The 21,084-nt window shown below is 57.3% G+C and carries 16 protein-coding genes, 1 pseudogene and 1 other annotated feature; of the genes and pseudogenes, 6 read left to right on the top strand and 11 right to left on the bottom strand.

Features of this window, described 5'->3' with window-relative positions; genetic code table 11:
* The first annotated feature begins 478 nt into the window (after positions 1-478).
* From KW403_RS15560 to herA, 3 genes are read left to right on the top strand one after another with little or no spacing between them, the layout of a single operon-like run.
* Positions 479-5,377 carry a DEAD/DEAH box helicase gene (locus tag KW403_RS15560; RefSeq protein WP_223020347.1) on the top strand — a complete coding sequence of 1,633 codons (4,899 nt, stop codon included), beginning with the start codon at positions 479-481 and terminating at the stop codon, positions 5,375-5,377.
* Positions 5,374-6,711 carry an SIR2 family anti-phage-associated protein gene (locus KW403_RS15555; RefSeq protein WP_223020346.1) on the top strand — a complete coding sequence of 446 codons (1,338 nt, stop codon included), beginning with the start codon at positions 5,374-5,376 and terminating at the stop codon, positions 6,709-6,711. The genes KW403_RS15560 and KW403_RS15555 overlap by 4 nt, the downstream gene beginning before the upstream one ends.
* Entirely contained in the window at positions 6,708-8,438 is a 1,731-nt protein-coding gene (gene herA / locus KW403_RS15550) for an anti-phage-associated helicase HerA (protein WP_223020345.1), read from the top strand. The genes KW403_RS15555 and herA overlap by 4 nt, the downstream gene beginning before the upstream one ends.
* Positions 8,439-8,448: 10 nt before the next feature.
* Here herA and KW403_RS15545 read toward each other — a convergent pair whose 3' ends face one another.
* The 7 genes from KW403_RS15545 to KW403_RS15515 all read right to left on the bottom strand — a co-directional run bounded on the left by KW403_RS15545 (position 8,449) and on the right by KW403_RS15515 (position 14,233).
* Entirely contained in the window at positions 8,449-9,360 is a 912-nt protein-coding gene (locus KW403_RS15545; protein WP_223020344.1) for a nucleotidyl transferase AbiEii/AbiGii toxin family protein, read from the bottom strand.
* The gene (locus KW403_RS15540; RefSeq protein WP_223022601.1) at positions 9,350-10,195 is read right to left on the bottom strand and encodes a type IV toxin-antitoxin system AbiEi family antitoxin domain-containing protein; all 846 of its coding nucleotides are present in this window, start codon (positions 10,193-10,195) and stop codon (positions 9,350-9,352) included. The genes KW403_RS15545 and KW403_RS15540 overlap by 11 nt, the downstream gene beginning before the upstream one ends.
* Before the next feature lie 410 nt (positions 10,196-10,605).
* Positions 10,606-10,785, bottom strand: coding sequence for a hypothetical protein (locus tag KW403_RS15535; RefSeq protein ID WP_246637811.1), 180 nt, complete (start codon positions 10,783-10,785; stop codon positions 10,606-10,608).
* Positions 10,786-11,046: 261 nt separating this feature from the next.
* Positions 11,047-11,328 (bottom strand): hypothetical protein, encoded by a 282-nt coding sequence (locus tag KW403_RS15530; protein ID WP_223020342.1) that lies wholly within the window; start codon positions 11,326-11,328, stop codon positions 11,047-11,049.
* A 22-nt stretch (positions 11,329-11,350) separates the two neighbouring features.
* Complete coding sequence (locus KW403_RS15525) at positions 11,351-12,655, bottom strand: relaxase/mobilization nuclease domain-containing protein (RefSeq protein WP_223020341.1); 1,305 nt, start codon at positions 12,653-12,655, stop codon at positions 11,351-11,353.
* A complete protein-coding gene (locus KW403_RS15520) occupies positions 12,652-13,065 on the bottom strand; it encodes a hypothetical protein (RefSeq protein WP_223020340.1) in 414 nt (137 codons plus the stop codon). The genes KW403_RS15525 and KW403_RS15520 overlap by 4 nt, the downstream gene beginning before the upstream one ends.
* Positions 13,066-13,315: 250 nt before the next feature.
* Complete coding sequence (locus KW403_RS15515) at positions 13,316-14,233, bottom strand: SDR family NAD(P)-dependent oxidoreductase (protein ID WP_223020339.1); 918 nt, start codon at positions 14,231-14,233, stop codon at positions 13,316-13,318.
* Between the two features lie 102 nt (positions 14,234-14,335).
* On the opposite strand from KW403_RS15515, the gene KW403_RS15510 reads away from it, so the two are divergent.
* Together KW403_RS15510 and KW403_RS19370 are read left to right on the top strand one after the other, a co-directional pair.
* Entirely contained in the window at positions 14,336-15,229 is an 894-nt protein-coding gene (locus tag KW403_RS15510) for a LysR family transcriptional regulator (protein WP_223020338.1), read from the top strand.
* A gap of 394 nt (positions 15,230-15,623) precedes the next feature.
* Positions 15,624-16,455: pseudogene (locus KW403_RS19370) on the top strand (IS3 family transposase); the annotation flags it as partial.
* Positions 15,853-15,959, top strand: a sequence feature (AL1L pseudoknot). Its footprint overlaps the pseudogene before it by 107 nt.
* A 142-nt stretch (positions 16,456-16,597) precedes the next feature.
* On the opposite strand, the gene KW403_RS15495 reads toward KW403_RS19370, so the two are convergent.
* Positions 16,598-17,728 (bottom strand): YHYH protein, encoded by a 1,131-nt coding sequence (locus tag KW403_RS15495; RefSeq protein WP_223020335.1) that lies wholly within the window; start codon positions 17,726-17,728, stop codon positions 16,598-16,600.
* Between the two features lie 284 nt (positions 17,729-18,012).
* On the opposite strand from KW403_RS15495, the gene KW403_RS15490 reads away from it, so the two are divergent.
* Positions 18,013-18,390 carry a MarR family winged helix-turn-helix transcriptional regulator gene (locus tag KW403_RS15490; protein ID WP_223020334.1) on the top strand — a complete coding sequence of 126 codons (378 nt, stop codon included), beginning with the start codon at positions 18,013-18,015 and terminating at the stop codon, positions 18,388-18,390.
* Positions 18,391-18,420: 30 nt separating this feature from the next.
* On the opposite strand, the gene KW403_RS15485 is transcribed toward KW403_RS15490, so the two are convergent.
* The 3 genes from KW403_RS15485 to KW403_RS15475 form a co-directional block, all read right to left on the bottom strand.
* Positions 18,421-18,606: a hypothetical protein gene (locus KW403_RS15485; RefSeq protein ID WP_223020333.1), complete on the bottom strand. Its 186-nt coding sequence runs from the start codon at positions 18,604-18,606 to the stop codon at positions 18,421-18,423.
* A 63-nt stretch (positions 18,607-18,669) separates the two neighbouring features.
* Positions 18,670-19,377 (bottom strand): response regulator transcription factor, encoded by a 708-nt coding sequence (locus KW403_RS15480; protein WP_223020332.1) that lies wholly within the window; start codon positions 19,375-19,377, stop codon positions 18,670-18,672.
* On the bottom strand, positions 19,374-20,843 hold the full coding sequence (locus KW403_RS15475) for a sensor histidine kinase (protein WP_223020331.1): 1,470 nt from the start codon (positions 20,841-20,843) through the stop codon (positions 19,374-19,376). The genes KW403_RS15480 and KW403_RS15475 overlap by 4 nt, the downstream gene beginning before the upstream one ends.
* Between the last annotated feature and the right edge of the window lie 241 nt (positions 20,844-21,084).

The raw sequence follows: 21,084 nt of genomic DNA, 5'->3' as shown, positions 1-21,084 counted from the left end.
GGAGCGCTCCTGCTGCCCCCGATACCCCCATGACCATTTCGTGGAGACCAGGAAGGGAGCTTTCGCGCTACCCTTGCCCTGGACCCATCCCATCGAGCAAGAGCCTTCGAGCCCCTTGCATCCCCGACCAACCGTTCGCCGATTGGATGCCGCCAGCGCGTCGGCGCTGAACCCGATCAGGGGACTATCGCGCCACCCTGAACCCACTCGCAGGGCCTGGAGTATTGCCTCTCCACCTGCACCGCACCATGCACGAGCGACTGCCCGCTCGACCGGCAGCAAGGATTTGTCGCGGTGCTTTCCTGAACCGTCGTTCGGGTAGGAGCCCCTTCATCCCCCCCCCCCCTTTGGTGCCAGCACATCAGATGACATAATACGCGCAAAACCACCCGGAGCATGTGGAAAGAATTTGAAATATTCTCCTTATTCGAGGGGTGACTCGGTATAGTCGGGGCAGTATTCGAGACTGGGGGGCTGAATGTCTGATGTTTCTTTGACCGCATTGCTGGACAGGTATCGTGACGCATCGCGTGACGAACCCGAGAAGGGCGGTTATTTTGAGCGCGTTGTAAAAGTATTTCTTGAGAACGATGACACTCAGAAGCAATATTTTTCAAAAGTTGTCCGATTTTCCGATTGGGCGAAAGAGCACGGATGGAACAGAAATGACACCGGCATAGATCTCGTCGCGATGCTCGCTGATGGGTCAGGATATGCCGCCATTCAATGCAAGTTCTACGGCGCTAATCACAGAATCCAGAAAGCCGATATCGATAGCTTCATTTCAGCGGCTTCGAATGATCTCTTCGCCGAGCTGATCATCATCGATACAACGCAAAAGGAATTTGGGTCGAATGCTGAGGCGACCCTAAACAATCTCTCCAAGAGCTGGCGTCGAATCCGCATTGCAGAATTAGAAGCGAGCCGAATCGACTGGTCTCAGTTTCTGCGCACCGGGAACGTCAGCCTTGCACCCAAGAAGGAGCTCAGAGACCATCAGCGTGATGCTTTAGAAGCCGTGATCAGTGGGTTGGCCGAGGATGATCGCGGCAAACTCATCATGGCATGCGGTACTGGCAAGACGTTCACAGCTTTGCGCATCGCGGAGGCGATGGCGGGGGCCGGGAAGCATGTTCTCTTCATGGTTCCATCTCTGGCATTAATGTCGCAGACGGTCCGCGAATGGAAGAATGATTGCCAGCGAGAATTCACTGCATTCTCGGCATGTTCTGACACCCGCATAGGACGGAATGTAGATGCGGATAGTCTCGACTTAAATGTCCACGATCTGGCCTTCCCAGCGACCACCGACGCTGAAAAGTTAGCTCGCCAGGTCCGCCAAGCCTCTTCTGACCAGATGACCGTGGTGTTTTCCACGTACCATTCGATTGACGTGCTAACCCGCGCGCAAAAGCAGCATGGTATGCCAGCCTTTGATCTGGTGATCTGCGATGAAGCTCACCGGACTACTGGCGTCACGCTCAAGGATGAGGACGATAGCACGTTCGTCCGCATTCATAGCAACGAGCACGTAGCGGCCAAGAAGCGGCTCTACATGACAGCCACTCCTCGAATTTTTGGCGAAGGCGCGAAAAGAAAAGCCGATGACTACGATGCTGAACTGGCTTCAATGGACGATGAGAGCAAGTTCGGGAAGGATCTGTTCCATCGGGGCTTTGGTTGGGCGGTCGAGCAAGAGCTACTGACTGACTACAAGGTAGTCGTGCTGGCTGTGGACGAGGGGCTGGTCTCCAGCACAATCCAGACGCGGCTCAAAGAAGGCGCAGAGCTGACGCTGGACGACGCGACCAAGATTATTGGTTGCTACAAGGCCCTAACCAAAAGCGATCTAAAGGATGATTTGGAATTTGATCCAGGGCCGATGAAGCGGGCTTTGGCATTCTGCCAAAGCATCGCCAAATCGCAAATCATCGAGGACGAGTTCACCAGAGTTGTCGATGAATACACCAGCAATGATCAAATCGACGACACCCGTCACCTGGATACTGAAATTCGGCACATTGACGGCAGCTATAACGCCAGCGCCCGCGAGGAAATGCTGAACTGGCTTAAGGAGGATGCGGGCGATGATGTCTGCCGCATTCTTACCAACGCTAAGGTGCTTTCGGAGGGTGTGGATGTGCCCGCCCTCGATGCCATCATGTTTATGCATCCGCGAAAGAGCCAAATCGACGTGGTTCAATCAGTCGGGCGCGTGATGCGCCGCGCCGAGGGCAAAAAACTGGGTTATGTCATCCTGCCAGTTGCCATTCCGCCCAACACCAAACCCGAAGAGGCGTTGAACGACAACGAGCGTTACAAAGTCGTCTGGCAAATCCTCAACGCGCTTCGCGCCCACGACGAACGTCTAGACGCTCGCATCAACCAAGCCAAGATCGGTGAGGACATCAGCGACAAAGTGGAGGTGGTCCGCATCTCGTCGGAAACCGAACTGAAAGAGTTGACCGCTGTTGTTGAGGACTTTGCTACCACTAAGACTAAGGCCACCAAAGCCGGTGCCGGTATTGGCAGCGATGCGCCGGAACGCCGCACATCCGATCTCGAAGTCCAAAGCGAAATGGTCTTTGACGAGTTTACCCGCGCCATCATGGCCAAGATCGTCGAGAAGTGCGGCACCCGCGAATACTGGGATTCCTGGGCCAGGGACATCGCCAAGATCGCCCAGACCCACATCATACGCATCACCACCATCATCGCCAAGGACGGGCCGGAGCGGACCGCCTTTCTGGCCTTCCTTGACGAACTGCATGACGACCTGAACCCGGAAATTTCAGAGGCCGAAGCCATCGAAATGCTGGCTCAGCATCTCATCACCAAGCCGGTGTTTGATGCGCTGTTCAAGGGCAGCCGGTTCACCAAGGAAAACCCTGTGTCCCGCGCAATGGAAATCGTGCTCGAACAGCTTCATGAGCACAATCTGGAAAAAGAATCCGAAAGCCTTGCCAAGTTCTACGCCAGCGTGGAACGCCGCGCCGCCGATGTGAAAACGGCGCAGGGTCGGCAAACGCTGATAACCGAGCTTTACGACAAATTCTTCCGCACGGCATTCCCAGTGCTCACGGCGCGGCTTGGCATCGTCTATACCCCGGTGGAGGTGGTGGATTTCATCATCCATTCAGTCAATGACGTGCTCAAGGCGCAGTTCGGCCAAACACTCGGCTCCAAGGGCGTCCATATCCTTGACCCCTTTACCGGCACGGGCACCTTCATCACCCGATTGCTACATTCGGGCCATATCGCGCCGGATGAGCTGGAACATAAATACAAACATGAGATTCACGCCAACGAGATCGTGCTGCTGGCCTATTATATCGCTGCCGTGAATATCGAGACGGTCTACCACGAACTGGCCTATGGCTCGCTCTCGGCCAATGCGCCTTATGACCCGTTCGAAGGCATCCTGCTCACCGATACTTTCCAGATGTATGAGCAAGAGCGTGATATGGTCGCCAATCTCCTGCCGGATAACTCCGAACGCCGCTCACGACAAAAGAAGCTGGATATTCGTGTCATCATTGGCAATCCGCCCTATTCGGCGGGGCAAGGCAGTGCTAACGACAACGCGGCGAACATCGAGTATTTTCAATTAGATGCTGCAATTAGGGACAGCTATGCTGTTCATTCGAAAACAACTTCGGTTAGGAATCTGTACGACAGCTACATTCGCGCTTTCCGCTGGGCATCTGATCGCTTGGGTGATGCAGGGGTAATGGCGTTCGTTTCGGGCAGCGCATGGATTGAACGATCCTTCGCGGATGGGATGCGCAAGTGTTTGGTCGAGGAGTTCAGCGATCTCTATGTCTTTCATCTGCGCGGCGACATTCGCAAAAATATGCTGTCCAAAGGGGCCGCTCGCGAAGGGCAGAACGTTTTCGGTTCGGGTAGTATGACAGGTATTTCAATCGCAGTTTTGGTTAAGAACCCATCCGCTACAGAAAATGGCCGCATCCATTTTTGCGACATTGGCCCTGATCTGACCACGAAGCAAAAACTCGACCTAGTCAGAGGCTTTGGTTCTATTGACGGCATCTCGAAGGACAAAGGCTGGGCCACTATTGTTCCCGATGAACAGAACGACTGGCTTGATCAGGTCGATCGCTCTTTCGATCGTTTCATTCAGATAGGAGACAAATCCAAAGATTCCGCAAACACAGTCTTCTCGATATATTCGTTGGGAGTGGCAACTGGCAGAGACGCTTGGGCCTATAATATGTCGCAGTCAAAGCTCGCGGCAAACGTCCTGACCAGTATTGAATGCTACAATTCGGAAGTGAGGCGGTTAGCGTCTGAGCCTCCCGAGAGCAGGGCGAAGCTAGCAACGATCGACGAGCAGCGATTTAGTTGGAATCGAAACGCCTTCCAAGATCTTGCAAAGTCCAAGCAATACGCATTTCAAGCCAGCCACGTTGTGCGATCCCTTTATCGCCCATTTTCCTATCAGTGGGCCTATTTTGACCGCCAATACAACGCTATGGTCTATCAGATGTCGCGGTTGTATCCGGACATAACCTCTGAGAACCTAGTTATTCAAGTGTCAGGAATTGGTGCAAGAGCCGGTTTCTCAGCTCTAATGTCTCATGCGTTACCAAATCTTCATACCATCGACTCGGGGCAATGCTTCCCCCTCTACCTCTACGAAGCCCCCCCCAATGATGACGGCCTCTTTGCCGCATCAAGCGATCAAGCCACCGGCCTCACGCGCCGCGATGCTATTACCGATGAAGGCCTCGCGCATTTCCAAGCCGTCTATCCAGGAGAAGAGATCAGCAAGGAAGACTTGTTCTATTATATCTACGGTCTGCTGCACTCGCCCGACTACCGCGAGCGGTTCAAGAACAACCTTGCTAAGCAACTCCCCCGTATCCCTGCGGTCAAGAGGTTTGCCGATTTCGCCGCCTACCGCGACGCAGGCCGTGCACTTGGCGATCTTCATGTGAACTTTGAAACCGCCGATCCCTACCTGGTCACTTTCAAAGAGGGAGATCATCGCCTGATCCCCGAGGCCGAGGCCAATGCCAAAAAATTCTACCGAGTCAAAAAAATGAAGTTCGGTGGCAAAGGCGCGGAAAAAAACCGCGCCACTGTCATCTACAATGAAAACATCACCATGCAGAACATCCCGCTGGAGGCCTATGACTACATCGTCAACGGCAAACCCGCGTTGGAATGGGTGATGGAACGGCAGGTCGTCAAAACCGATAAGGCCAGCGGCATTGTTAACGACGCCAACGACTATGCCAATGAAACAATCGGCAATCCGAAATATCCGCTTGAGCTATTCCAGCGTGTCATCACCGTTAGCCTTGAGACCATGAAAATCGTCCGTGAATTGCCTCCCCTCGGTGACCTGGCATGACCTTCTTTGCGATCCGAGGGAGCAGACAACTCTCAGAAGAAGAGTTTTTAGCTCATCTTGCCTTGGCCATTCGGCTGGAGAATGTTGGCGTGTTGCTTGGTGCTGGTGCCTCCAAGGGCGTCGGCGGTATGGTTATGAGCGATGTTTGGTCGCTCCTGGAGAACGATTATCCTGATCAGGTTCAATTCCTTCGAGACAATAAATTTCTTGCGAACGGCGAGCAGGGCAATGTTGAACTGTTGCTCGATAAGTTGGAAATCGCATGTCTGGATGGCGAACGGGTTGGCGCCGATCTTACCGGGCTCAAAGCGGCGCGGCACGCCTTGCGGAAAGCTGTCCTGCGGGCGGCTATTCTTGACGAAAAACTGTGGTCGGAGCCGGATCAGGCGATATTGCATCCCAAGCTATCGAGCCACATAAGGCTTGTATCGCGTCTTGCTGGGAATCGTCAGCCAGGACAGGCCGCGCCGTGGGCGTTCACTACCAACTACGATCTTGCGCTGGAATGGTCGGCGGAAGCGCTTGGTCTTCATTGTGTTAATGGGTTCTCAGGAACGCATGACCGCGCCTTTCGTCCAAGCAGCTTTGACCTTGGCCTTCGGAACGTGCAGGCGCGTGGTGAGGCTCGTTTCGGAACATACAATCTCTATCTCGGAAAGCTGCACGGCTCGATCTCATGGACGGCGGGCAAGTCGGGCAGTGTGTGCGAGCTGCCCAGCACCACGGTAAAGCCGTTAGTGGATCAGTTTATCGCATCGGACAAACCGGATGATTGGCCCGGTTTCATGATCTTCCCCGGCGCGTCCAAATTCGTCCAAACAACCGCATTTGTTTATGGCGAGGTCATCCGCCGCTTCACCGAATTTCTCTCGCGTCCGAACGCTTGTCTTATCGTCAACGGCTACGGCTTCACCGATGACCATATTAACCGCCTTGTGGTATCGGCACTACAAAACCCCACGCTGCAACTCATCATCTACCTTCCCGAGATTGATCGCTTGGGCATCTATCAATCGCTCGCGGCGACAGGCGACGCAATCAAGCCCAACGAGCAACTTAAACGCCTGTTACTTGCCCAACTCCCACAAGTAACCGTGCGGGGGTTTGGGGCCGGTGGCTTTTTCGACGCATTAGCGAGCGACTTGCCCGAACCCGCCATGCTGGACGAAGTGTCTGAGCGCGCGCGACAGCTCGAAGCCTTGCTCAAGCAAGCCACAAACGTCCAAGTATCAAAGAAGGCAGCCGCCCCGGCAGAGGCGACGGCGGTAGCTGCCGCTCCCGAAGCCGCGGAAACAGCGTCTGCGCCCAACACCGATTCGGAGGGTTCATTTTGATCAGTTCCCGTCGCCCCATCGGCTATGTGGTCGAAATCGACGGACCGCAGCTTCTAGTCAATTTACTTGAGGATTCCCGTGGGCACGTTGCTGGACACCGCGACGGCCTATCGACCGTTGAGCAACCGGGCGATCTCGTCGGGATCGACGCCGGTGCAGAAACTATTATTCTTCGGATTATGACCGTGGCGTTTGCGGAACCGCGCGAAGTCCATGCAGGGCGCGGACGATCATCGAACATCCCGCAGGAGCCATTACGCCAGCTTCGCGGCCGTGTTGTCGGCTTTCTGGCTAAGCGGGAGGGCAGGCTATCCTTTTCTCCGCAGGAGTGGAGATTGCCCGTTCTCGGGGCGAGCGTTTATCCGCTTTCCGATATCGAAACGGTCGCAACCATCGGCGCGAACGGCATCCCGGACGAGCAGATTAGACTAGGTGCGGATTCACGCAACCACGCCGTAGAGGTCAGCGCGAATATTGACCAAGTGCTGGGCCGCCACATGGCGATTCTTGGTTCCACGGGACAAGGTAAAACCCATTTTGTCGCCGCTGTGCTGCAACAGCTTGTTCGCCTACCCAAATCGCGGATCGTCGTCTTTGACGTTAACGGAGAATATGCGCCTGCCTTCGCCAATCTGGGAGCGCGCGTAAAAGTCACCCAACTTGGCGGTCCAGCTGGCGGTCTTCGGATTCCATACTATGCGCTTGGGCGGCACGGCTTGTCCCGGTTGCTGATACCAAGCGAGAAAGCGCAAATGCCGACGTTGCGCTTTGCGATTGAGCATCTTCGCTTTGTTGAAGCTGATGCGCATGGAGCGAAACTAGTCGGCACTCAATCCAATGTGCTTTTCGATGACTGTCACACAGGCAACGCCGCGCATGCCAATCAGGCGATGACCGCGCTAAGGGCGGGAACAGCTCCCCCGGCGAATGTGTGGCCGCATATGCGCGCACTGTCTTGCCTCGCCACCGAATGGTATGTCCTTAAGCCGAACAACCAAGGCTGGACCCGCGACACCTTCCAGTACGGCCATATCCAGTCGATGATTAACCGCATACGCGGTTTGATCGAAGACCCGCAATTTACGTCCATTGTTGAAATCACGGGCGGCGCGGGATTAGCGAATCCCCTGAGCATGCAGGACGAATGCGCGGCGCTCGTAAGGGAAGTTTTTGGACCGCCGGTGTTTGGTCAGAATGATTGGTCGGTCCACGTTGTTGATCTTAGCCGCCTGACTCAAGATCTAATGCCGTTTGTCTTGGGATCGCTCCTGGAGATGTTCGCCGCAGAGATATTCAAGCGTGGCCCCGGTAATACCCATCCGACCATGCTCGCCCTTGAGGAAGCGCACCACTATCTTCGCCAGCTACCTGGCGAATCGGATGGCGGACAGCAGGCACTTGCCTATGAGCGCCTGGCTAAAGAGGGCCGCAAATTCGGCCTGTCCCTGCTAATCAGCACTCAGCGCCCGTCTGAGGTTTCCCCGACCGTGCTTTCGCAATGCGGAACATGGGCCGTGTTTCGCCTTAACAACGAAGCCGATCAGCGGGCGGTCGCATCCGCAGCAGAAACAGCGGGGGTAAACGTGTCTCGACAGCTTGCCGGGCTTGGTCGCGGCGAAGCCATCATTTTCGGCGCGGCACTGCCGGTGCCGACGCGCCTTTCTGTCAGCAGGCCAAGTCCCGAACCAGATTCTAAAGACCCGCCATTCTTGCAAAAGTGGTCATAGTGGCGGGTAGCTATAGGCTCTCTATTTCCTGCCGGTGCTCCGCATGCTTTTCCGGGTTCTGCTCCTTTAGCTTACGCAGATTGAGTAGTTTCCATTGCACAGCAGGTAGGTTGATCGCATCGGGCAGTCCGATGACGTTGAAGTCGGGCTCGCCTTCATGCAGGGACAGTAGAAAATGCCGCACAGGTTCATCCAATCTGGCGGCAATATCGCCGACCAGGCGTTTGCGTACATCAAGCAGTTCGGTCAGGCTCACCTCATGCGTGGTCATGCCGTCAAACTCTGCTACGAAGTCCTGATCGAGCACCTTAAGAGATGGTCGTAGCAATTCGTGTGGCGGGCGGTTCGAACTGGCAATATAGACCAGAAAGGTGCGGAATAGCGCGTCGGTGATGCCTTCGTTTTCATAGAGCAGCTTCACATCGTACAGGTCGCGTGGATGCTGCCGGTCAAGCGCGGCATGCAGTTTTCCGCCGAATAAATCCTCGAAGGCGACAACCTGCATTTCGGCAAAGCCGAACATCTCGCTCACGGGGTCAGTAACCGCGCGCAATTGGGGCGGGTGAACCGTGCCACGGCTTACCGGGGATGTTTCGATTTTAATTTCAGCGGTCCCTTGACGGACTTTGATACGTGTATCGTTGTTGCCGCCACCCGCTATGCGCTGCACATGTGCGCCGCGCAGGTTCCTCACCAGGTCAGCCTGTATGTCGTCGAGTGCCGTATCAATACCCGCAAGCGACGCGGCGCGATCCTCAATGGGCAGATAAACAAGGTCTATATCGACCGACAGGCGCGGCATGTCACGATAAAACAGGTTGATTGCTGTGCCGCCTTTCAGGGCGAATACGTCCTGTCGTGCAACGAAAGGCAGTGTGCGGACCAGTAGTTGGACCTGCCGCTCATAACGTTCACGGGCCATCGGCGGCCTCCCCCGGTAACAGGTCGGAAGGCACTGTTATCCGATATGTCGGATGCAATTTGCCGTTCTCTGCAAGGGCTCTGTCGCCTCGGCCAAGGTCTATGGCCTCGGCGTCTATATGTTTGCGCCAGGCATGTGCATGCTTGTCGGCATAGACGAAGAAGAGGCGCTTCACCTTGACGCTTCTGCAGGCGGTCAGCAGTGCTGTGAGTTGCTTGGGGCGCAGGTTCACCAAGCTCTCAAACACCACGTCCACATTGTGGAAGCTCTCACTGCGTGGCAGTCCGTCCAGCGCTTCAAGAATGGCGCGTTCCGGCGTTGACATTCTGATCGGCCAGAGCCAAGGGCTCATGGTCGCGTCATTATCGGCTTGCTGCGATAGGTCAAAAGAACCGCTTTCGATTCCCGCCTGAGCATCTTCAAACGGTTTCGTGCTATGTCGCACGAAGTGACCATCGATGCTTATCTTGAACAGCCATGCCGGTATGTTGTCACCGTAGAGGTGAACTTTCTGCCCGCCACCCAGTGCGAGATAGTGCTCATGGCCGTGCAATGCCAATGCGGTCATTCCCCCGACATGGAAGTCGTACGCCATGAGCCATTGCGCGGAAAGGAGTGGTATCTTCCACCCTCTAACCGCTTCGGGATTTTCCGAAGGTGTGAAAGGACGGCGATAGAGCCCCTGTATGACCCTTTCGAGCCAGCCTCGCTTGACATAGGCGGACACGGATTGGCGTGAAATTCCGTGACGGCTCATCCAAGCGGAATCGATCAGAAATCCCGGTGGGACGTTCTGAAGAACCTGCTTTAGCTTTGATGCGTTTTGTCCATCCATAATGGACATTATGGCACATTCTCAAAGTTGATGCGAGCTTTACTTTAAAAAGTCCGCAGTGCGTCAATTCTGGATAGACATATTGGGAGATACTCAAAGTCCGCCATACAAACTTTTGAAAGGGGGCGCGGCCCCATCTTCCGTCAAGTCCAAGCCCTTCGGGCGAGCCAGCGGTTTCCCCACCTTTCCGCGCTTCGCTTGTGCAGGGCGGGTGATCCCCCTCCGCTGGCTGCGGTCTTGACGGCTTCCCCCGCTCATTGGCGCGGGCCTAGTCCGGTTGCATGGCAACCGGCAGGCCGATTTATAGACAGGCAAGCGGGCGTTGACCGCACATCAACTGATATGCATGACATGGCGAACCTGCTGAACTCGGCAATATGCGGCTGGCCGTCAGGCCAGCCGCACCGGCTTTAGAGCCGTGGGGCGCGAGACGCCAGCTCATGCTCGATGTTGCGGATCGACTCCAGCGCATTGTGGCGCTCTTGCGAGCCGCAGGCGGCGCGGGCGAAGGCGCGCTTTGCCTCTCCGAGCAGACTATGCAATTCGGCGGTGCTGCGTGCTGCCGCTTCAAAACGTGAGACGAGTTTCATTGTATCCTCCTTCGTTTCAAGGAGGCCCCGAACCACTCAGGGCCTTTCGGCCCCGGCACACATCATCGGCCTGGGAAGGTCTGATGGTTCGGGATCGGATTGAAATGGAAAGATGGATGCTGAAAAGGTGTCGTCATGGATTGAGGCGGTCAGCCACGCGAGCCGCAGGATTTTCAAAAGGTGCTGGTAGAGCGAGACGACGCTTTGCCCCGCGATGGATGCGCGAGGCCGGTGCCAAAGGAATTGGAGCCTAGACGGACATCAATGGAGTTGTTGCGGCAGGACAGTAACCACGCGCTCAAAGCCGGGATCGTCGATAACGACAATTTCGTATCTGTACTCTGAGCCGATGCAATATTCCTCCATCAGGAAGCGCCAGACTTCGCCCCAGAAGGCACGTCCTGATTTTGTTGGCCAATGCGTCATCCGCCATTCGACCTCGCCAATCGGGGAAAGGTTGGCCCTTTCACAAGCGGTCTCCAGTGTCCGGGCGGTGTCATAGACACGGCGCGGCACATATGTAGTCCAGTCCGGATTTTTCATCTCAGGCTCCTTTCTGCTTTCGTCATTCCATGCGGGGGCTGCGCGTTCGCCTGCGCCTGCCGGAGCGGCTGCGGCCCTCGCGTTCGGGTTTGTTGTCTTGGCGCTCGCGTTCCGGCGCGGCCATGTCGTGGTAGCGGGTGATGTCCTGGCGGAGCATGAGCAGATCGGCCTGCTGCTGTTCGCGCTGGCCAGAGATTTCCTGTTGCAGGGCGCGGCGCTCATCGAGTTGCCGGACGATCAGGCTTTCGCGTTCGGCGCGGTCGCGCAGCGTGGCCTGCCAGGCCTCGTGCTCATTTTGATTCCTGATCCGGCCATAGCGGCCCGTGATCCGGTGCCAGATGCCGGAGAAGCCGCGCGGCAGGCGTGCGGCTCGTTCCTTGGTTTCGGTAAGCCAGCGCTCTTCATGCGCTTCTTTCAGCGCTTGCCGTTCATGGCGGTGACGCCCGGTCATTTCGCTGCGGCGGAAGATCAGCACCCTGAGACCGCGCTCAGCCTCGCGTTCGGCGTCCTTGATGAAGCTCTGGAGCTGTTCGGTCATTTGCGCGGCCATTGCGGCGCGGGCTTCGTCGGCAGACGGCAGTTTCTGCGGATCGCCGACGCGGGCGGCGACTTCCTTGGTCTTCGTGCCGGTCAGGCGGGTGAGGCTGTAAATCTCACCGCGATAATCGACGGCGACAAAGCCGCGCCGGTCGCCGCGCGCGAGGGTAAAGCCGCGCTCTTTGAGCGCATTCTCAAAGGCAGCGCCGGAAGCCGACTGCTTCCAGCATTTCTGGAAAAGCGCCTTGAGCTGCTTCGGATCGAGGCCCGCACGGCGGGCTTGCTGCCATTCGGCGCGGGTAAAGTTCAGCGGATCGCGCAGGCTGCGATCTTCAAAGCCGCGCGGCATGTCCCAGCCATGTTCACGGCAGAGCTGCTGCGAGACATCGCGCAGCTTGACCTTGTAGTGCGCCATGTTGAGCGCCCGCATGCGCTCAGGGTCGATCCGCGACCAGACAACATGCGCGTGCCGTCGCCCGTCCTTTTCATGGAAGACGACGGCGCGCGGCTGGTTCTCCAGACCGAGCTTTTCTTCAATTTGTGAAATCGCCTGCTCGAAGGCTTCGATGCTGACATTCTCCCCCGCAGGCGGGTTCAGGCTCATCGAGAAGAGATGCTTGCGGCAGCGTGTGCCGCTGGCAATGGCATCGGCCTCGTGGAAGGCACCGAGCAGATCATCACTCGCGAAGCCGCGCACGTCATGCAGCTCGACATGATCGTTATCCCGCATGGCAAGAAGATAGCGGGCGAGCTGCGGGCCGTCCCCGCGTTCCTTGGCCTTGAGGATCATGGACCGTCCCCCGGATTCTTGCCGAGCGCGCGCAGCAGATCGGCCCGCAGGGCGGACACGTCCCGGCAGGCTTGCTGAAGATCGGCTTCAGTTTCAGGGGTGACGGGCAGCGAGCCCGTGTTCACGGCCTTGGCGAGCTGGTTCAGATTCGAGGACAGGCGCGACTGGCCGAGCGCCGCCAGGGCGCGCGCCAGCGCCTCCTGATCTTTGACCGGGCTATTGCGGAGGCGTTTGCGCGGCGCAGCGTCCGCCCCCAAAAGGCGCTCGCGAATATAGGCACCAAGCGGCTTCCGGCCCGCTTCGGCCAGCAACCGCGCTTTCTCGGCATGCGTCAGGCGAAGCGAGAAGGGCGGCGGGTATTTCGCCGCTTTACCAGCATGTCGGTGAAACTCATGGCGAAGGGTCGTCATGGCCGCACCTCAGACCCTTAGCCGGGTCTAGCTGCGCGAGATGACGCTCCCATTCATCCAACACCTCGAAAAGAGTGTTCGAACTCTCTCCTTCGAGGTGCGCCATTTTCCCGTCGATTACCCTCCACAGCGCGATATTGCCGCCGATCACCCCCCACCCAGCAAACAACATACAAACCGCCGATTCCGCGCTAAAGCCCGATTAAATTTGACGGCCAGAGAACGGCAACTCCCGACCCATTGCGGTCGTTCAGATGTCGCCAGATACTCCCTCGAAGCGGTCTTTCGAACTGCGGTAAAATTCCTGCTTCTCCATCCGCCAGTCATCCAAATTGCAGCAAATTGGTGCCTGATCAGCCCAATCGGCGGACTGGGCAATCTCCTGCCGCAATTGATCGACTTTCGCTCCCGCCCACTGCCGGGCGTCATCGCCGAACACGAACCGCGATGGCACCTCATCCTGCGCGGCCAGCGCGACGATCCATGCGGCCAGCAGCTTCGGGTCGCCCGGCTGGTTGCCGTTGGCTGCTTCCACGAACGCATGGTACTGCGTGATCGCTTCGGCATAGTCTGGAATTTCAATGCTGCCAAAGTGCGCCGACTTCTGGTCCATGAAGTCGGTACGCAGCATTCCCGGCTCGACGAGGAGCGAACGAACGCCTAGCGGTGCCAGTTCTTGCGCAAAGCCCTCCATCCATCCCTCGACCGCAAACTTCGAGGCCGAGTAGACCGCTCCTCCGCCGTTGGAGACCAACCCGCTGACGGACGAGATGGTGACGATTAGGCCCGAGCGACGCTGGCGCATGTGTGGGGCGACTGCGCGCGCCACGTTCATCGTGCCGAACAGGTTAACCTCGAACTGACGCCGCACCGCTTCATCGGTAAAAGTCTCGAAGAAACCAAGCTCGGCGTAGCCCGCATTGCTAACCAGAACGTCTATTGTTCCGAACCGCTCGATGGCCTCTGCAGTGACCGATCCTGCAGCCTCAGCGTCGGTTATATCAAGCGTGACCGCGTGCAGGCGCTCATGTTCGTCCGCAAAGGCATCACGCACCGCATTGGCGGTTCGCGCCGTTGCCACGACCGTTGCGCCCTCATTGAGTGCTGCGCGCGCGATTTCACGTCCAAGTCCGCGGCTTGCGCCCGTCACCAACCAAACCTTGCTCATCGCTTGTTCCTCGCTGCTGCTTCTGTTCTCCATTACTTAGTTCTGCTAATGAATGAGGATAACCGCCTAATTGGTAATAGGCCCCAGTAGCAGGGATCATCAATGCGCCCAGATCTGCTTGGCGACCTCGCCATATTCGCTGCGATCGCTTCCGACCAAAGCTTCACACGTGCCGCGAAACGGCTCGGGGTCACGCAATCAGCGTTGAGCCAGACCATGAAGCGGCTCGAAGGTCAGCTCGGTTTTCGCCTGCTCTCCCGCACGACCCGCAGCGTTGCCCCGACCGCTGCCGGCGAACGCCTTCTCGCCACCCTGTCTCCGGCATTGACCGGGTTGACCGACGAGATCGAGGCATTGTCACAGGCACGCGGCGCCGCGGTCGGTACGGTTAGGATTACGACTGGCAAGCATGCAGCTGATACGGTGCTGTGGCCGATGCTCCCGTCTTTCATGCGCCGCCACCCCGGTATCGAGGTCGAGGTGTGCGTAGAGGACCGCATGACTGACGTTGTAGCGGGCCGCTATGATGCGGGAATCCGGCTCGGAGAGCGATTAGAAAAGGACATGATCGCGCTGGCGGTGGGATCTCCGCTTCGCGTCGCAGTCGTGGCCGCTCCCAGCTATCTGAGCGACCATCAGACACCTATGGAGCCAGCCGATCTCACGGCGCACCGTTGTATTGCTTATCGTGACGCGCAAGGTGATCTGTCTCCTTGGTCGTTCGACCGCGACGGCCGTGCGGTGACGGTCACGCCAGCCCGTGGGCCCGTCTTCAATGACGCCGACATGTTGGTGGCCGCCGCCGTTGAAGGCTTCGGCATCCTTTATATCTTAGAAGATTTGGTGGCGGCGCAGATCGCCGATGGTCGTCTTACTCGCCTGCTGGAGCCATGGTGCGAGCCGTTCCCCGGCTATCACCTCTACTACCCTGATCGGAAGGGGACAGCGGCCTTCGAGCTGTTCAAGGGTGCGCTGCGAGCAAGCAAGACTGCATGAAGACGCTCAGGGCGTTGGCATCAGTTCACCAAACACGTTTTCTGAGACAAGCCCGTGGTGCTCCCCCACCGACGGCTTGTTCGTATACTCGATCCAAAAGCTGCCAGTTTGTCGCCCACCCATAGGAGCCATTCGCCTGTGCCTCAATTTAGAGGGCTATAGCGTAGACATAGTCCTCATCTTCACCCGGTGCGGTGCGTCAATAAAATGATCGCAAATTCAACGACTTAACGTCACCGCGATCCGCCTTGAAAAATCTGCGAAACCAGCTTCGCCCCCCTTGGTCACGACATTTGGCGTGTTCGGCATTGCACCGGCCCGACTTTGCCGGAGCCCTCAACTTGTGAGAAGCACGACGACGAACAAGTTTTCTCCTGAAGCCTGCGCCGCTCGCATGGTGATGGAGCATCATGAAGCCGAACATTCTTCGCCACGGGCAGCAGCATCTTCCATTGCTGCCAAGATCGGCTGCTCGGCGCATACGCTCGACGAGTGGGTCAAGAAGGCCGAGGTGGATAGCGGCAAGCGTGCAGGTTTGCCGGGTGACGCTGCGGAGAAGATGAAGGCACTGAAGCAGGGACACCGCGAGCCTCGTCAGGCCAGTGAAATTTGCGCAGGGCTTCTGCGTAATTTGCCCAGGCGGCGTTCGAACGCCCACTGAAGCGCAGATCTCCTTCATCGATGAACATCGGCCCCGGCTCGGAGTCGAGCCAATCTCCAGACTGCTCCCGATTGCCCATCTACCTCGCATGCGGTCATCGCCAAGCGTCTGGACGTGGGCCGTCTGTCGGCCCGCGTTCAACGCGACATTGCCATGAAGGACGAGACGCGCCGGGTGTTTCACGAAAACTCCGAGGTCTATGGCGCGCCCAAGGTCTGGCGACAGTCGCCAAGGGACGGTTGTGCCATTGCCCTCTGCACCGTCGCTTGGCTTGTGAGGGCAATGGGACTGCAGGGCGTCATTCGCGGCAAACCGATCTGCACGACCGGTTGAACCGACAATTCTTCGCTCCTGCGGCGAACATGCTGTGGCGCTCGGAAATCATCTATGCGGACGGTCTGGTGATCACCAGTCCGTCCGCGGCTCGCAACATGTCTCCATTCGCTGTTCTGAGCGGTTGGCAGAATCAGGCATCGCGCCGTCTGTCGGAAGCGTTGGCGACAGGCACGACCCCGCTCCCACCGGATCGATCAATGGTCTTTACATCGCCCAACTCATCCATCGCCCAACTCATCCATCGCCAACGTCATCCATCGAGATGGCCGCGACACAACTTGGAGGCCATCGAGTTCGCATGCTGGACGCACCAGCATTGCCCGCATGGCTTGAACCAAACAGCCTCCGGCAAAGCCCTGCCGGTTCAATGCCTAGCGTCTGGGCCCTGGCAGGGCTGCTTGCAGGGCCTCGAGGGAAACGCCGAGTTCCTTAGCAACCGCAGCCAGATCCGCGTTCCGTCCGCCGGCATTTTCCATGGCCTTTCTCAGCAGGTCGGCATCGACGCCCAGGGTCTCGGCAATCGTGCCGAAATCGGGCGCTCCACCGGGGCCACCGGGACCACCGCCACCCCCAGGGCCATTGACGGAACCGATGCCGCCGGCCGCGTTGGTCGAGAAATTGTCCTGGGCAACGACGCCAACCAGACAGGAGGGCAGATTGGGGAATGAGGTGCCTGAATGATAATGATAGACGGGCTCTCCACCGTCTTCGACAAGGCCGATATGGCCACCGCATTCATCCAGATCGTCAGGGACCGAACCATCGAAATTGAGCGGACCATACATCCCGAACCCATCGAAAGCATAACCAAACTGCGCCGTTTGATCCTGCTCGACGTTCACGCATTCCGCATCGACGTTTTCGTTCTCGTAGATGGCATTCATGTCGGTGGAGGTCGCATGCCAGTGATACCAGCCACCGGGGTCAACATGGCCGCCACAGGTGTCAAGCGCGGGCATATGCCCGGTGTCCAGCACTGATGGCGCGTCGGCAAAGATCGGGACGCCATCCATTCCGATGCCGACCTTCGCGACAGTGCCAAGGCTCGTTGGTTCATCCGCCATCACCGGGTTTGTGGGAATGAGAACCGTCATCTCCACATCAGTATCCACCGAACCCTGGATGCACTCATTCGCTTCGGTCGGTCCTTCGGTGCGAATGTCGAAGGAATAGACCTCGCCATCCTCGTTGAAGAACGTGTAGCCTTGGGCGTCCAGCATCCGCAGGAAGTCACCGTCAATCCGGTATAGCCCGGCCTTGTCTCCGTCCCAGTGCCAGATGCCGCCCTTGTCATCCGTGGTCGCAGGACAGAACGGACCAATCTCAAGGTTCTCGGGAAGATACTTCACGACATAGCGCGCACATTCTGCAGTGTCTCCATTCTCGAGCGTACAGTCCACGATCTCACCAGGTGTGACCAGTGCGGAATCCGCAACGGAATGCGCGTCGGCGTGTGCATTGGCACCGGTGGCAAACATCAAACCGCCGAGTGCACTCAGCATGAAGATGGTGCTCTTTCGACGCGACTTCTCGCGCTGTCTTGTTGTGGAAGGCATTCTCGGGAACCCTTTTTTTTGGTGGAAGACGATCTTCTTTCCTGCAGGACGGCCGTGTTGATGCGCTGTCGCATTCACGGCATGCGCATTCAGGCGGACATTGCCCATCGCGAAAACTATCGATAGAACAACATCAATCAGACAATTAGGATCCTAACAATATGGCAATAGGACGACAAGGCCCGGGATTTCATTTACTGCTGCACTGCGCGCACCTTCTGGAAGATCGATTGCGCGAGTTGCTCAGACCCTTCGGCCTCCATGCGGGTCAGGCACGCGTCATTCATGCGTTGGGTCGCGTCGAAGAAGCCTCCCAGCGTCAACTGGCGATCGAGTTCAGCGTGACCGCGGCCAGCATGAGCCAAATGACCAAGCGCCTGATCGACAACGGTTTCATTCAGTTCCGCAAAAATCCGCAGGACAAGCGCGCCGCCATCTTGTCATTGACTGTCGAGGGAAAGAGCCTTCGTGATAAAATCGTCGCCGTCTGGTGGGAGGTCGATCAGATCATTGTCGATGCCATTGGCGCGGAGAGCGCTGAGCAACTATTCGCGCGAAGCGGCAAGCTGCGAGATATTCTGGGTGGCAAGGCCCCTATGGCGGATTGAGGTCCCACGCCAAACCCATGAGGGGCCTGTTCAGGCCTTCTTCATCACAGCGGACGCTCGCTGCAATGGGTTCGAATAGCCGCCATGGAGCCGGAAAAGGCCCTTCAACGGCGCAGGGCCTTTTGACGTTCTGCCATGGACCGCATAGCCGCGCTCGGTGATCTGCGCCACCGCATCCCGTTTGAAATCGCCGCTGGACTTGGTTTTGCCCATCATGGCCACCCTGCTTCAATATTAGGGAAGAAGGCGTTCGCAAGTCTATGGACTATTCATCCCTGCTCAATCAGGCTTCGTGTTTCCGATCGTACCGGAGGCACTGAAGGAATACCCGATCCCGTACACGGACTTGATCGGCGCTTCCGTGTTGGTATGGCTGGATATCTTCCTTCGTAATCGGCTGGCAACAGCATCGAGATGCCGATTTTCGAAATTGGTTTGCCGCCGCGACAAGGTTCTGGCCAGGTCCTCCCTGGAACAGGGCTTTCCGGCATTCCCGATCAAGGCTTCGACAAATGTCTTTTCGGTCGCGGTCAACTTGATTTCCTGTCCTTCCGGGGACTGTAAAATCCAGCTCACCGCATCGAGAACCCATTCTTTCGCTGCGTCCTTGAGAGCAGCTTCCTGCGGCAACCGCCGCAACAGGCTGTGGACCGCCGCCGCGATCTCCCGCAACGCGGTATGCTTGACCAGATAGATATCCGCACCACTTTCAAACCCGCGCACACGACTTTCGGTGTCCCCATGCGCCGTCAGCATGATGATTCCGCAATTGAGCCTTGCGCGGATGTCCCTTGCAAGGCAATAGCCGTCACCATCGGGAAGCGCTACGTCGAGAAGGATCACATCAGGCAACTGTCCCTGCTTCAATGCGTCCGAAACTTCACCCGCAGTGCCGATGCCTCTGGCGTCAAAACCCTGCAGGCATAAATAATCCACCAGATCACCACGCAGTGAATCGTCATCCTCCACCACAAGTATTCGGTTCATGCCCTTTCTGTCTCCTCCACGGTGATTTCATTCGACAGCGATGCTGTCGCAAGCCCCGGCATCGGCAGGCGTATGGTCGCAACGGTTCCTCCCCCGTTGCGTGGCCGCAGATCCAGCGTTCCTCTGTGATATCCGATGAGTTTCCTGCAGGTATAAAGCCCCAGACCGTTGCCGGCGGTTCTTCGCGTGTTCGAAGCCCGAAAGAAGCGACGCCCCACATGGCTGCGTTCTGCCTCCGGCACGCCGATCCCACGGTCGGCGACCTTCACGACCAGAAGATTGTTCCGTCTTGAAAACGTCACTTCAACCGGCTGATCGCGCGGCGAATATTTCAACGCGTTGTCGACCAGATTGACAATGACGGTCTGAAGCATCTCCACATCTCCCCAATAATCAGGGGCTTCGTCGAGCGGCCGTACTTTCAGCCTTTGGCCAAGATCCACGTGATCAAAATATTGCTGAACCTCCATTGTCAGCCGCCGCAGGTCCAGTTTTTCGATCTTCAGTCCGCTTACCGCCTGCTTCTCGGTTGAGAGAAAGCGGTCAATGAGCTGGGTCATGCGGGAGACGGAAGCATCGATGCCGATCAGACGCTTTTCCACCGCGTCGGAGGGATTCTGGATCATGATGCCGAGCATCTCGGTGGCGTAGCGTATGGCAGCCAGAGGCGTGCGGAATTCATGGCTCACCATATGCATGAACTGGCGCTGTTCTTCGCGGGCGGTCTTTTCCTGATCGAGGCTGGCAGAGAGTTCGCCTTCCAGACGTCGCCGTTCAGTCACTTCCTGCGCGAGTGCCGCGTTCCTGTCTCGCAGATCGAGGGATAACCGCACACCGACCATGAAAAGCAAACAGATGAAGAGCCCCACAACAAACAGGTGCCCTTGAAAGAAGTACCAGCTGTTCACATCACTCAGGATCGGCGCTTCTGCAAACAGGGTTGGCTGCAGGAATATGAGCGCGCTCTGGAGCAGGCTGGCGCCAATGTATTCCACCAGAAGTGCGATCGTAATCCACCGCAGGAATGACGGCTGCCCGCGATCAACATACAGGATCCGGATCATCAGCCCCATCATGGCAAGGGTGAAAACCGTGGAGGCATGAATACGCAGAGAAAGGTCCAGCGGTGCCAGCGCCATGGCAAGGCTCCAGAGCGCCATATGTGCCGCAAGAATGATCAGTCCGACCCTGAGACAACCAGGATGGCCGAGAAACCTCGCCATACCGTCCGCCAGCAAAACCAATCCGAGCTTGATTGTCATGTTGTCGACGAAGATATGAAGCGCATGGGGATCGGGTCCACGCAGCGTCAGGAGCAACAAGCCCAGCGCAATGGCGCTGAAACCGGCGGCGATAAGCTTCAGTTCGTAAAGATAACGCCAGGACCGCCATACCAGAAGCCATGCAAAGGCCTGCAAGGCCGTCGTGCAGACTTCGAGCAGCAATAACGTCTTCAGATCCAGCATGTAGACGTGTTGGCCTATTTTGCCGGCTATCGCAAGATTCTTTCAGAACAACGCCGCCCTTAAGGAAGTTTTTTGTGGGGGTTTTATTAACGGAATCGCCCGCCGCAAGAATTGGTCAGAATTGGTCAGAATTGGTAGCTGGAATCACTGGCAGGACTCTTCGTATCTGATGTGATCACGCCCGAAGTACGATGTTTTTCATCGGGGCTCATCGGCAGGATGAGCAAGGTCTCGGGCGATC

Source organism: Nitratireductor kimnyeongensis (genome assembly GCF_019891395.1).
Lineage (GTDB): Bacteria > Pseudomonadota > Alphaproteobacteria > Rhizobiales > Rhizobiaceae > Nitratireductor > Nitratireductor kimnyeongensis.
Note: the sequence above shows the minus strand (reverse complement) of the source record. Positions and strands in the feature narration are given on the sequence as shown.